The 13,143-nt window shown below is 41.6% G+C and carries 11 protein-coding genes; 10 read left to right on the forward strand and 1 reads right to left on the reverse strand.

Annotation, left to right across the window (positions count from 1 at the left end; translation table 11 throughout):
• Positions 1–11: 11 nt before the first annotated feature.
• The 10 genes from ABEQ74_RS01090 (at position 12) to ABEQ74_RS01135 (ending at position 12,475) form a co-directional block, all read left to right on the forward strand.
• On the forward strand, positions 12–893 hold the full coding sequence (locus ABEQ74_RS01090) for a type II secretion system F family protein (RefSeq protein ID WP_430118572.1): 882 nt from the start codon (positions 12–14) through the stop codon (positions 891–893).
• 27 nt (positions 894–920) lie between these two features.
• Positions 921–1,157: a hypothetical protein gene (locus ABEQ74_RS01095; protein ID WP_430118574.1), complete on the forward strand. Its 237-nt coding sequence runs from the start codon at positions 921–923 to the stop codon at positions 1,155–1,157.
• A gap of 7 nt (positions 1,158–1,164) precedes the next feature.
• A complete protein-coding gene (locus ABEQ74_RS01100) occupies positions 1,165–1,587 on the forward strand; it encodes a DUF4320 family protein (protein WP_430118576.1) in 423 nt (140 codons plus the stop codon).
• A 5-nt stretch (positions 1,588–1,592) separates the two neighbouring features.
• Positions 1,593–2,009, forward strand: coding sequence for a hypothetical protein (locus ABEQ74_RS01105; RefSeq protein ID WP_430118578.1), 417 nt, complete (start codon positions 1,593–1,595; stop codon positions 2,007–2,009).
• 14 nt (positions 2,010–2,023) lie between these two features.
• On the forward strand, positions 2,024–2,704 hold the full coding sequence (cpaB, locus tag ABEQ74_RS01110; RefSeq protein WP_430118580.1) for a Flp pilus assembly protein CpaB: 681 nt from the start codon (positions 2,024–2,026) through the stop codon (positions 2,702–2,704).
• A gap of 128 nt (positions 2,705–2,832) precedes the next feature.
• Entirely contained in the window at positions 2,833–7,911 is a 5,079-nt protein-coding gene (locus ABEQ74_RS01115; protein WP_430118582.1) for a fibronectin type III domain-containing protein, read from the forward strand.
• Positions 7,912–8,248: 337 nt separating this feature from the next.
• Complete coding sequence (locus tag ABEQ74_RS01120; RefSeq protein WP_430118584.1) at positions 8,249–9,136, forward strand: copper amine oxidase N-terminal domain-containing protein; 888 nt, start codon at positions 8,249–8,251, stop codon at positions 9,134–9,136.
• Between the two features lie 66 nt (positions 9,137–9,202).
• Positions 9,203–11,623, forward strand: a complete 2,421-nt coding sequence (locus ABEQ74_RS01125; protein WP_430118586.1) for a CARDB domain-containing protein — start codon at positions 9,203–9,205, stop codon at positions 11,621–11,623.
• 89 nt (positions 11,624–11,712) lie between these two features.
• Complete coding sequence (locus ABEQ74_RS01130; protein WP_430118592.1) at positions 11,713–12,099, forward strand: prepilin peptidase; 387 nt, start codon at positions 11,713–11,715, stop codon at positions 12,097–12,099.
• A 106-nt stretch (positions 12,100–12,205) separates the two neighbouring features.
• Complete coding sequence (locus ABEQ74_RS01135; protein ID WP_430118588.1) at positions 12,206–12,475, forward strand: hypothetical protein; 270 nt, start codon at positions 12,206–12,208, stop codon at positions 12,473–12,475.
• A 308-nt stretch (positions 12,476–12,783) separates the two neighbouring features.
• Here the strand turns inward: ABEQ74_RS01135 and ABEQ74_RS01140 are convergent.
• A partial coding sequence (locus ABEQ74_RS01140; protein ID WP_430118590.1) for a hypothetical protein occupies positions 12,784–13,143 on the reverse strand: 360 nt, incomplete at its 5' end.

Below are 13,143 nucleotides of genomic sequence, written 5' to 3' on the forward strand. Positions count from 1 at the left end.
AGGTGATTTTATTGTCATCCGTGCTGATATTTCTAGCTGTTTTGTTATTTGTTAGTTGTATATTGCAGTTTGCTTTACCAGGCTTTGAACGGCAGAGAAGAGCAGCTCAAATGGCCAGAAGCCTGAATTTAACACAGGCCGAAGAGCTTAGGAGAGGACAGAATCCATTTGTCCGCCGTTTCAGTGAACTCATATCCAGGGGTAAATGGTTAGACAGTATTCTGGGTGCAAGCAGAAGAGAAATATATAACAGACTTGGCTTTGAAAAGAAATATGAAGTTTATATCGCCCAAGTATTAGTCAACGCCCTAATGATGGCGGGTTTACCCTTAGCAGCTGGGCTACTTTTGGAGGAAAACATCTTTTTACTGTTGACTCCAGCAGTGTTTTTTCTCTTTGGATGGTATGGATTGAGACAGATAACTGTCTGGTATAACAAAAGACAAAATGAATTGATCGAGGATCTGCCCAACCTCATTAGCAAGATGATTACTGCTTTGGAGGTAGGAAAACCATTAACAGTCATTTTTGAGGAAGTTAGTGAACGCTGCAGTCCGTTGCTTGCTGAAATGTTGCGGAGACTTATTGCAGACACAAATATTATGCCGATAAAGGATGCATTGCTGGGATTTGCGGACACAATCAATATTGATGTTATTCATGATTTTGTATCAGTTATAAACGTGATGCTGGATAAAGGATTTCGTGAAGCAGAGGATGATTTACAGGCGATCCAAAAGGATCTTAGTAGGTTAAGTAAATTATCTCTTGAGCTTAGAACTCAAGGAGATCCTAAGAAAATGAATATATTTAATATTTTGATGATCGGGCATACCTTGATTTTTATTGGCTTAATGGGAATGAAATTATTCGGTGCACTGAGCCAACTTTAAAAAAATTAATTATTTGGAGGAATAAGAATGAAGAAAAATTTGGTGATTATGAGAGAAAAATATGATCAAACGTGTTTACAAGTTCATAGTAAGATAAACGCATTTATATTGAATCAAAGGGGTGGCGCTGATGGTGGGACCCCAGGATGGGTTTTCGGTTTGTGTATCGCTGTGTTGCTGTTGATTGGCGTCTATGTAATATTTAAAGAAAAATTGCCAGGATTCATTGATAGTATTTTCAACAAGTTCACTAACCTGGATTAATGAAGTCATGAAGAGACTTCATTTTTTTATGCGCAGCGAGCGAGGAGATGCCTTTATAGGGCTTCTCTTTGCTTTCTTATTCGGGGCGATTATTGCACTGGTGGTTGTATCTCTCGTTCAACACAGCACAATTAAGGAAAATTTAAAGACAGCAGCTAATGAAACGCTTCAGATCATGAAGGTTGAGAATGGGGCCGATGCGAAAACAAAACAGCGTTTTGATGAGCTGCTTAGGGATATGAACATGAATCCAAACAAGGTGTCTTTTTCTGCTACCCCTAAAACCACTCAAAGAGGGGATAAAGTCGAGATTACAGCGGTTCAGGAATTAAAAGTATTGGGCTTGAAAGCCATTGGTATTGATTACAGTGTTCCTGTTCGTGTTCATGTGTCTGGGCTGGCCCATAAATATATTCGTGAAGGCGGCTAAGACACATGATTAAAAGTATTGGTACTATATTTTTTGGACTCATTGTAGTTGCGTTGCTTGCTGATTGGTTTGTTGTGAACTATGTCCATGAAACTACGGGGAGAGCGATAGAACATTCACTAGATGCTGGCATAATTGAATCCGGTATTGTGTTGGATGCACAAGCCGGTGTTGTTCAATTAAAGCCAGATACGTTAAAGGCAGCTGTAAAGAAAAATTTTATCGATAGCCTTAATTTATCTGGTTCAATGGAAAACAAAGTGATGAAAAAAAGTGAGATGTCCTTGGAAATGGAATATGACGGAAACGATGTTCCTTGGATTGAGGTTCTATTTCACACTAACGTTACCTTCGCAATCCCAGGGATTACTCATGATGTAACCGTGAATCGAAAAATCGCTTATGAAAGCATATACAAATAGAGGGGGACAGAGATTTGAAGAAGTTGTGGAATCGATACACCAGAGTACTGCTTATGCTTATTGTTGCATTAGCTTTGGCAGGAACGGCTGTTAAACTAAATCAGAACGCCATTTCTAATCAGGTGGAAACAGAGCGAATCATTGTAGTGAAAGAAGACATTGAGCCATACATGGAGATAACAAAGGAAAACCTCGAATTTAAAACTGTTGTAAAAAGTGAAATTCCCGAAGGGGCTATTCGGAATCAAGAGGAAATTAAATTTGGAGATGCATTCGCATCTCAATATGGATTTTTGAAAGGTGCTCCATTACAGAGTACATATATTACAACAGCTGCTAAATCAAAATTCGGCACAGCAGTAAGTCTGGATAATGGAATGCTTCAAATCGGGGTAAAGGTGGATCTAACTACCTCAACAGGGGGAGAAGTCCGACCAGGGCTCCTCGTGAATGCTTTTGCCTATGTCCAAGATGAGGAGAGTGGTGGATACCGATCGATAACCGATAAGCTGCTTGAGGAGCTGAAAGTAGTCAAAACACTTAACTCTGAGGGTACTTCTCCTGATGCAGAGTCAGGGGGGAGCTTGATACCTTCAGTTGTTGTACTGGAAGTAACACCCGAACAGGGAGAAAAACTGATGTCATTTCAAGAATCAGGCAAGGTATATCTATTACCTGCAGGGTTGGCGAAATAAGTTGGATGGTTTGTACAATGCAACATTAATCCGGAACAATAACAAAACGATGCTCTAAGAATAAGAGCGAGAGCCTAGGAAGATAACACCCTTCTTAGGCTCTTTTTCTATGAAAGGAAGGAACGAAATTGAAGTATAAGACACAGATATCAAAGTTTTTACTCTTTCTTCTGATAGGATCTTCATTTTTCGAATTTTTTGGATCAACACCTGTCTATTCTGCTGGGTTTCATACCTGGGAGAGATATCAAGCTGTTCCAGGGAAGGAGTATAGGCTAAAGTATGTGATAGATTTGGGTTTGGATTTTGGTTGGAGAACCGTCTACCCAAGTGTAGACGTTAATAAAGATACCGGCGTAATAACATTAACTGGATCCCCTTATCAAAATGAAGTTGGTAGTGGATATTACGGTACAGGATATACCAATGAAGTGATACAAAGATGGACACAACGACAAAGCTGCTCAGATTGGGAAGGATGTTACGAAGAAGTCTATGGTGCTTCCCGGTATCGTTCAGAGCAAGTAGATGTGTATAAAAAGGGGAATTCAACGGGACAATTTGTCACATCGGGTGACGCATATACCTATCCTAATGATAGAATGCATACTGACGGTTTTTGGTATGTATATTTAGGCCAAAATAGTCCTCCATCACTAACAATTTCCACAACGGGAAATAAAACTATTAATCTTAAACCTGGCAGCAATACATTTACAATATCGGGTAAGGTGACGGACCCGGACAATAATAGGGTGATGATATCTGCAAGTATAGATGGCAAAACTAAAAACGTTGAAGTAGCTAACACAGTAACAGCTAAAGATTGGTCATTAAACTGGGAAACGAATGAGTTAAGTGCAGGTTCTTATAAATCAATTATTATAAGTGTCAGTGACGGTATTCAAACTCTACGATATAACTATAATGGCACGTTAATAGTAGACAAGACACCTCTTTATTACTGGGATAAATATAGCGTAAAAGACAAGAAAGAATTTAAATTGGAATATGGAAAACAAGATATTCTTTATCATCGCGAAATATGGGCATACACCAATTATAATTTTGATAAGGAAACAGGACGGTGGGAACTACTTGGGGGAACATTGGTACTACCAGGGATGTACACCATGCATTATATTGAACGCGGGGGAGTATTAAACACCCTCAATTATCTTGGTGTTTTATTTAACCCAGATACACGAGAAAATGAATACGCTTGGCAGTATTCACGTAATGAAGTTAAAGAAGTCTCAACGGGAGAAAAAATAAAGGATTCGCTGCTGGTTGAAAATATTATTGATTTGGATGGTACGTATCCCGACAATGGATTGCATACCGATGGGTATTGGTATGTTAAAAAAGCAACAAACAATCGTGTTCCTATTCTTACTATAAATCGTGAAGATAAGATTATTAACGCGAATACCACTGAGGATCTAAAAATAACCGGGACAGTAAAAGATTCAGATAACGATAATGTACGTGTATCGGCAACGGTGGCTGGAATCACAAAAACCACGACTGTTTCGGCTTCATCTACAGCAAAAAATTGGACTCTGCAATGGAAAAAAAATGAACTCTCTGAAGGAATTTATTCGGACGTTTCTGTTATAGCTGACGATAGTAAAGGTGGCGTTGTAACATCTCCGTACAATAAAACAATTCTTGTCGATAAAACAGGACCTTCTGCTCCTGGTATTACAACTAATACAGCGGAATGGACTGACAAAGACGTACAAGTCACAATCATTAATGGAAGTGATAATCTATCCGGAATTAGCAAAACTGAATACCGTATAGGTAATGGTCCATGGCAGATCTATACAGTGCCTATTATTATTTCTACCGAAGGAGTAACAAGTGTAGTAGCTCGATCCATCGATGGGGCAGGTAATAATGGGGCTGAGGCATCTGGAGAAACGAAAATTGTAAAAAGTCCACCAACTTCGCCGCTAATTACAGTACAAACAGGAGGGTGGACACCAGGACCGGTAGCCTTTAATGTTTCCGGAAGTACGGGCTATGGAAACTTTGATTATGAATACAAAATCAATGATGGTGACTACCAGCAAGGAAGCACTGGTCAGGTGACAGAAGAAGGTATAACCCAATTAACTGCCAAAGCAGTTAATGTATTTGGCCAGGAAAGTGCAGAAGCAACTTCCACTATCACTATAGATCAAACAGCTCCTGTTATTGAAGTTACTCCTAACGGACATGACTGGTCTACAGATACGATCCACGCCAAAGTGAATGTTTCCGATGCGCTGTCAGGAGTGAAAGCTAACAGCGTTTATTATAAGGTAACCAATTCAACAGCTGCTCCAAGTGATTGGGAGGTCCTCAATGATTCAGAGATTGAGATCACGGACGAAGGAAAATGGTACGTCCATGTAAAAGCTATGGATAATGCTGGAAATACATCAGAGTATACATCCGAGCCATTCAAGATTCAATTTGTCCCGACTGCACCAGTTAATGTGAAGAGTAGTAACGTCCAGAATAACGAGGTTACGGTTTCCTGGGATCTTCCTACGGGCTCAGTTTATACCGATGGGTATGAATATGAAGTAACCAACACTGTAACAGGAGCTACATACCAAGTAATTTATCCAGAAAACTTCATCATAGATCGAGGTGTCTCTGGTGGCCAAGAGTATGAGTATATCGTCAAGGTTAAGAACCATGTCGGTTATGATACAGCAGCCGGCATTAAGGTATTGACGAAACCTGACGCACCGGAAGAACTTCAGGTCATGAAGATTGATAGAGATTACAGCAGCGCACTACTTGTGATATCACCCGTAATTGGGGCGGACTATTATCGAGTAGTTGTACGGGATAATAACTCGGGCGATGTAATATCCGATGAAAATGTCCTTGGTGAGTCGTATACCATCAATGGCTTGCAGGCAGGAACCATAAACAGTATTACAGTCTCGGGAGTCAATCTGCAAGGAGAAGGTCCAGCAAGCAGCGTAAGCTATCTGTCGTTACCGGACACTCCAGGTGGTTTCTCTGAAGTAAGGATTGAAGAGACGAGCATTGAACTGCAGTGGAATACAGTAACCTCGGCAGTCTATTTGAATTTAGATCGTGACAAGAACTCAATTTATCAAGGACTGGATTCCCTATTCAAAGATACAGGACTTGAATCCGGAACAGAGTACGATTACAGATTGGAAGCCGTGAACGACACGGGTGAAGGTGAGTACGCTTATCTAAACAATCTATTAACGTTACCCGCAAGACCAACCGGTTTGAAAGCGACAGCTTCAGAAAACAGCATGAGCCTTGAATGGAATCCGGTTCAAGGTGTGGATGGGTATTTGTTGGAATCTAAGATAGGTGTTTCAGCATCGGTGTACGGTACGCAATATACAATCGATGGACTTCAGCCTGGAACGGAGTATGAATTTACTATTACACCAAAAAATCGAAGTGGATACGGAAAATCCGCAACAATATCGGGTTACACGTTACCGAATAAACCTACCGGTATCCGTATAACAAATATTGAGGAGACCAGCGCCGATATTGAGTTTGATCCTGTTAAGGGTGCAGATAAGTATTTGGTGCAGATCGCTGGAACGGAATATGAGGTGTCCAGCCCAAGCCTGAACGTAAACGGTCTTAGCGGAAGTCAATTGTATGACTTTACGGTATGGGCCGGTAATAGTAGTGGTTATGGAGCTGCTGCAGCTGCGGACTTAATGACTAAACCGCATGCACCTTCGAACCTGACGGTTTCTGCGTTGAGCGCAGACAGTATAACGCTGGGATGGGATGCGGATAGTACGGCCATTGGGTATCGAGCCATGATTTCCGGATCTGATGAAGAGAAGGATTTACAGGACCATCAAGCTACATTTAAAGGATTGGCTCCAGGTACAGCTTATGTAATGGAGGTATGGACAGAGAACCGATCTGGGGAGAGTCTGCCGGCCAAAATGAAGGTAACGACCAAGACGGTGCCGGTGGATTTGGATGGAGTCACCATCAAAGTTGAACACGATCAGGTTATCATCGATTTTAATCCGGTGGAACATGCAAAGGATCATGTACTACTAGATGAAAATGGAACAGAAATTTGGAGAGGTACTGAAGGACCGATTGTACTTTCACCAATCACGCCAGGAAAAGAGTATGATTATAGTCTCGTGGCTGAAAACGAACAGGGTGTATCCTCAGACCCGAGTGAAATATCCTTCATAGGGATACCAGGGGCGCCAGAAGGGATCATCATCAAAGTACTGCAGGAAACAAGCGTCACCTTTGATTTGTCCCAAGCGGACAAGACAGGAGCCGAATCCATTTTGGTGTACCGAGATGGCAAAAAGATTGAAGAAGTTTCGGCTGCAGATAAAACGTATACAGATAAAAACCTTAGACCAGACACAAAGTACAGTTACGAATTTAGAGCTGCTAATGAATCAGGCGTAAGTAAAGAAGCTGTCCAAATTAATGCTCACACGAAGAGAAAGGAGATACCAACAAATGGAGCCGAAAATGAGACTGGTGGTAACGATTCCTCGGGTTCAGAAACAGGAATAAAGCCAGGTCTAGATACGGATTCAAATACTGGTAAAGAGAAAAATGAAGAGAATAAAAAACCAGATGGTAATCATAATTCCGGTCACGAAAACAACAATTCTTCTTTCGATGACATCGATCGAAGTTTTGCAAAGAACGAAATTATGGATTTAGCAAGTCGAGGTATTGTGAAAGGGACAGGCGTTAATAAATTTGAACCTGAACGTCCGATTACGAGAATGGAATTTGTATCTATGATCGTAAGAGCATTAGGAATTGAAGGATCCGGTCAAAAACCAATCACTTTTACAGATATCAACTTAAACAAGTGGTATGCAGCAGAATTTAGGGCAGCATGGGACAATGAAGTAGCTCATGGCTTTAATGCTAGGGAGTTTCGTCCAACTGCTCTAATCAATCGTGAACAAGCATCAAAAATGCTCGGCAATGTATTACAGGCAAAAAGCGATGGGGGCAATACTCCATTTATCGATGGTGCTAACATTGCAGTGTGGGCAAGAAGCGAAGTAGTTGGACTGACTGAGAAGAATCTCGTTACCGGTTATCCCGATGGATCTTTCCGTCCTAAAGCGAACCTTACACGAGCAGAGAGCGCTGCGTTAATTTACAGAACAATTATGTCTGTCGATAATAGTAATACTGAATAATCCCTTTTGATCGACTCTTTTAGAGTCGATCATTTCCTTTTAGCAGCCTGAAATATAGTCTATCTTTATTTCCTGTAGACGTTTTGATTGTTGCTCTAATGTATTTTGAATGGAGTAATTAAGTCATACTTTTTTATAACTATAATGGAACTATATTATTCCAAATTCATGGTATGATTCTACTATTGAATCAGTAGCAAGCAAAATGATAACCGCTGGTAATTTGTGGTTGACATCAAAAGGTGATTAACTTATTATAAGAATATAACCTTTATGGTTATAAAATATCTATAAAAGTTATCCACTTCGTTCAAAAAAAGAATAGGGAGTTGGTAATATGAAAAGAAAGATGGCATTTTTATTGATGAGTGTGCTCATGTTGTTAAGTATATCTGCTGTGCCTGTGTCTGCTGCACAGGCAAAAGTAACTGTCAAAGTCGATGGCAAAACAGTTAAGTTTCCTGATGCGCAGCCGTATACGGAAGGGAGTCGTGTAATGATTCCGGTTCGATTCGTGTCCGAGTCGTTAGGGGCTAAGGTGAAATACAACAAAACTACTTCCGGATCAAGAGTGAAACGTATTGTTAATATTCAGCTTGATGGAAAGAAAATTGAAATGGAAGTTAATAGCGATGCTGTTTTAGTAGACAGTAAGATTGTGAAACTCGATGTGCCTGCTCGTATGCAGCAGGATAGAGTTTTTGTCCCTATCCGTTTTGTATCCGAAGCGTTGGGCGCTGATGTTAAATGGAATCAAAGTCAGAAGTTGGTGACGATCACTACTAAGAAAGATAGTACGAAACCTACTCAGCCTGAAAAGCCATCAGCTGGCAAATACGGTGACTTCACTTTCCAACAAAGTATGACTGATCTCGCTAAGTCTTTGTTTGTGAACAACATGGTTGTTAAGAATGGAAAGCTTACTTTCACTGTACCACAAGGCTCCACTGCTGATATGTGGACGAAGGATATGAAAAAGACTGTCTTAACTCCAGGTAAGACATATACCTTCGCTCTAGGGAAAGATCAAGGAATGATTTCATTCAATCTTGTCTACCCAGGGAAGAGTGCCCAGGAGGGCTATGGTGTATTTTTGGATGCTAAGATGAATGATGATCTGGCTATTAAATTTGGTGGTGTCACAGGGGATGCAATCGTGGCAGGTGATGATAACGGGGCAACTACATTGACCAATGTAATCAATGCTGCTAAAAAACTTAAATAATACGAGCAATGAACTCAGGTCCTGCATTTAATGCAGGGCCTTTTTGTTGCAAAAAGGAGAACGGGTATGAATAAACTAAGCAAAACATTGACTGCATTTTTAATGCTGTTTCCACTGGTTTGTACCACTATGTATGCCGACTTTACATCTGCGACACCACCCATGATCAAGAAGCAGGTATCGGGGCTTTCTTATGGCTCGGAAGGGCAAAGATTATACGGTCTTATTCCTGCATTGAATGATACTGTATCTCGACCTTGGCAATTAGATAAATGGACCGGTAAGTTTCACTTTGAAGATGGATCCACCGTGCAAGTGGGCAATTACGATGTTTTTAACGTTAAGAAGGATCCTAACGACCCCAAATTTGATAGGGAAAATGGTTTTGGTCTTGTTCACAGGAGCAAAGAAGGTTTAGGGGATCTGTTTGATGCCATTACGAGCGATTTGAAAGTATCCTCAACTCAAAAGTCGTTTTATAAAGAGGCGTTCACCTCGTCCTATTCTGACTTTGATAGTAGTCACCCATATGCATACACGCTTGAGAACAATATTGATTTATTACGTACATCGGGTGTTGTTCAGCGTATGGGTATTCAGTTTGATCGAAATGAAAGTATCGATAATTCTGATCGGACAGCTCATTTTAATGTCTCTCCATGGCCTCAACTTAAAGTTACACAAGGTAAAGCAATTTCAGTCAATTTCTCGGCATATGGGTATACCGAACGAAATATAAGATTAGTGGCTACCAAGAAGGGGGCATTTCCAGATTTATCGAAGGTAGTCAGCCTAACGGATGGAAAGCTCATCCGTACATCAGATCCCATTTATAATGATTCCTTAACGATTAATGCTAAAAATCTTGTAAAGGTTCTTGGAAAAGAAGTTGATATTGTAATAGATGATGGTTACGGTCGGACAGCTATTCAATCGCTCACATTGCCGGAAGAAGAACAGAACATGGATTACATTCCAACCAGTTTGACGCTTACTGAAGGAGGGCAATTGTGGGTGCAGTTTAAGTATGAAGGAGAAGATATTGTATCCTCAGATTACATTAATCAACGAGGAATGCCGATGACAGCTGCGGTGAAAGTAACCGGCCCTGTATCAGCCGAATTTAGTCTTCCATCCATGTACAAAAACTTCCCCACTACAATTAAGAATGGTCAAGAGTTCAGATACATGTTAGGTAAAATCCAGGTGGATAAGAGTCCTGGAAAGTACACAATTAATGTTACAACTACTATCAATAACCCAAATCATCAGGATCGGGCTCTTGAGCTGCCATCAGAAGTTTATAAAAATAATGAGATCAAGGATACTTGGGTGATAGAAAATAAGGATCTTTCTGTAGACTTGATTGCACAATCCATTACTGCAGCACCTAGTTCAATTCAAGTGGGTGGCTCATCTGCGATTACCGCAAAGGTGAAAAATAACGGTGCATTAACTCAAAGTGCGGTTATGATACGCTTTTTTGATAATCAAAATGTTATTTATGAAGTAAGAAAAACATTGCCGGCAAATCAGGTGACAACGGTAGGGCCGTTTACTTGGACAGGTACTAGCCCAGGTGTCCATAACATCAGTGTCCACGTGGATCCGGATAAGGAAAAGCCTGATAAAGACCGGACTAACAATATCGCTACTACTGGTTGTAGAGTAAATGCCCCTTCGGGCGGTAGTGGTGGTAATGGTGGTAATGGTGGAGGTCCTGGAAGTGGAGATTGCCAGGAAAAAGCTGTTGGAAATTGGACAGTTACCTACCCACTAATAACGGGCTATCATACCAAGACAAGGGAGGTTTCCTGGACCGACGCTAACGGTAAATCACACAGTAGCACTGAGACTTATACGGACTACAGCGATCCGATCTGGGAGACTAGAGATGTAACTTATCAGGAAAACCTTTCAATTGTATCTAAAGTTGATACGAAACAAGGTATTTCAACCAATCTGAATAATCCAAAAGAGTCTGATCGGGAAAGCCGAGGATCCTGGGAGATCATTCCGTATGCAGGCAAGACGGGTACAGACCCCAATACAATTACACGTGCAGGTTATGGCTTTGAAATTAAAGTCGATACCAAGTACACCACGGATTGGGAAACCAAAGTACCTAAAGGTCTCGAAAACACAGCCAAACCAATAGGTGGAACATACCATGGTCCAGAAACTGTTTCAGCTGCTATTTATGATACGAAGGGGAGATTGGTCAAAACGGTGGCATTAGAAAAGACCGGTGGTGGAAAGGATAGTGCTACTTGGGAGCTTCCCGAGGTTACGGTTAAATCAGATTCAGGTAAGACATATAAAGATCGTAAATTCTACACATCGGTGGATTCTCCAGACGGAAATTACACAGTGAGAATTACAACCGGTCCTGCCGGTGCCCGAGGCATCAGTGTTTGTAGTGTAAAAACAATTGAGATATTTGGAAGTATGTATGATGATGTTCAAAACCTGCGTGATGTAAGATAAATTTCCCCAATAGCGCCTGCAGCTTATAGCAGGCGCTATTAATTTTAGGAGGAAGAGAGATCAATACCTTATTGATTGTCCTGCTCGTAGTGCTCTGTATCTGGTTCTCTTACACAGATATTAGGTGGAGAATCATTCCCAATCGGATAACCCATCCCTTAATTATAGCGCTGTTGTTCATTAGGGTTTTTGAACCTGCTTACTTTCTTGGGTTAATCCCTGCCTTAATACTTGTAGTCTGTTTTTTTGTAAGGCCCAACAGTATAGGGGCTGGAGATATAAAATTCTTAGCTGTTATCGGCCTATGTTATGGGATTCAAGGAACTCTACTGGTCACCCTTATCACCTGTGCCTTAGTACTGGTTTTCTCGTATTTAAGGAAGATATGCAGGTTTAAGAAGTTAGATATGATTCCTCTGGCTCCGTTTTTGAGTATCGGGGTGTTGCTTTCACTAGCAGTGCATTTATTGTTGTGAAGGGGTTTATTTTAGGGGAGTTTCCTTGATGTAGAGGATACTCTTCCTGTAATTGATGCGTAAGTTATGACTTTCTCTAGCATGATTGATTAATGGGGGCTAATAATTGAAAGATCATGATTTAAAGGAGTTTTCGAGACAATTCGAGGGAATGGGATTTGGCTTCATCGAATTGGAATACCAAAAAGAAGGATTTATTCAATTCAGCGGTATAGATGCCACAAGGGGAGATAAGGTTACTTTGCAGATATACTTATCCGATATGCGGGTTCTGGTTTCTTATTTTAGTTGGAATGGAATGCGATATTTAGATCCCTCGTTTGTTTGCATTGGTTACATTAAGTCGGACACTTTAAGAGACTTAAAGGTATGTTAATAAAATAATTGTGACACACTATACCAGGGGTTCGGTTTCTGAACAGGAGAAATAAATATTGTAGAGATACTAAGCCGGCTATATGCCGGCTTATTTTTTTTAGAAACAAAGACTCCCAATCGGGGAATGAGGCTCCAGGATCGGGGCTAACATCGGTTACATCGACTGCAGCCCCAGGATGGCCATGGCTCTATCAGCAGCAGCCGGCACCCTAACATCCTGGTACGTCTTCCGTATCCACTAGGCAGCTGCTCAGGTTACCTGCAGCCCCAGGATGGCCATCGGTTACATCGGCAGCAGCCGGCATCCTAACATCCTGGTACGTCTTCCGGATCCGCGCAGCTGCTCGGGTTACCTGCAGCCCCAGGATGGCCACCAGCTATATCAGCAGCAGCCGGCACACACCTTCCTGGTACGTCCTCCGGATCCGCGCAGCTGCTCGGGTTACCTGCAGCCCCAGGATGGCCACCAGCTATATCAACAGTAGCCGGCCCCCTAGCATCCTGGTGCGTCTTCCGGATCTGCAGGCAGCTGCTCGGGTTACCTGCAGCCCCAGGATGGCCACCGGCTCTATCAGCAGCAGCCGGCATCCTAACATCCTGGTACGTCTTCCGGATCCGCGCAGCTGCTCGGGCTACCTGCAGCCCCGGGACGGCCACCGGCTCTAT

The organism is Paenibacillus solani, assembly GCF_050475945.1.
In the GTDB taxonomy this organism is placed as follows: Bacteria; Bacillota; Bacilli; order Paenibacillales; family Paenibacillaceae; genus Paenibacillus_AQ; species Paenibacillus_AQ solani_A.

Bases quoted from the DNA above. Each gene is read 5' to 3' on its own strand.
- ABEQ74_RS01105 (WP_430118578.1), top strand. From the start codon at position 1,593: ATGATTAAAAGTATTGGTACTATATTTTTTGGACTCATTGTAGTTGCG.
- ABEQ74_RS01120 (WP_430118584.1), top strand. From the start codon at position 8,249: ATGAAAAGAAAGATGGCATTTTTATTGATGAGTGTGCTCATGTTGTTA.
- ABEQ74_RS01100 (WP_430118576.1), top strand. From the start codon at position 1,165: ATGAAGAGACTTCATTTTTTTATGCGCAGCGAGCGAGGAGATGCCTTT.
- ABEQ74_RS01095 (WP_430118574.1), top strand. From the start codon at position 921: ATGAAGAAAAATTTGGTGATTATGAGAGAAAAATATGATCAAACGTGT.
- ABEQ74_RS01125 (WP_430118586.1), top strand. From the start codon at position 9,203: ATGAATAAACTAAGCAAAACATTGACTGCATTTTTAATGCTGTTTCCA.